This window comes from Mycoplasma zalophidermidis, from assembly GCF_018913985.1.
Lineage (GTDB): Bacteria > Bacillota_I > Bacilli_A > Mycoplasmatales > Metamycoplasmataceae > Mycoplasmopsis > Mycoplasmopsis zalophidermidis.
Genome location: NZ_JAHMHK010000032.1, coordinates 1 through 315, shown reverse-complemented (window position 1 = coordinate 315; position 315 = coordinate 1). Strand labels below are relative to the sequence as shown.

At 26.7% G+C, this 315-nt stretch carries 1 protein-coding gene; it reads left to right on the top strand.

The features are described from left to right. The first annotated feature begins 110 nt into the window (after window positions 1-110). Window positions 111-281: a hypothetical protein gene (locus tag KQ878_RS04590; RefSeq protein ID WP_216567979.1), complete on the top strand. Its 171-nt coding sequence runs from the start codon at window positions 111-113 to the stop codon at window positions 279-281. Window positions 282-315: the final 34 nt, after the last annotated feature.

The following is a 315-nucleotide window of genomic DNA, read 5'->3' as shown; positions in this document are numbered from 1 at the left end:
TTATATTAAAGTATTAAACCAAATATCTGAACCTGAAAATAAAGAAGAAGTTAAATCTAAATTGTCATTATAACGCCGTGTTAAAAACGGTGTTTTTTTATAATTTTATTATGCAATACGAAATTAATATTTTTGACAATTTAAGTAATTTAAGAAGTTTATATGCAGCGAAAGCAGACGAATTAAACCGTCTAGAATACGAGTTTAGGACTAAGACTAGATTTATTACACATAAACATTTTAGAATCGCCAGAAGGCTTAAAAACACTGAATTACATTAGGTGGTGAGTTTGAGTTAAATATTACAATGTATGA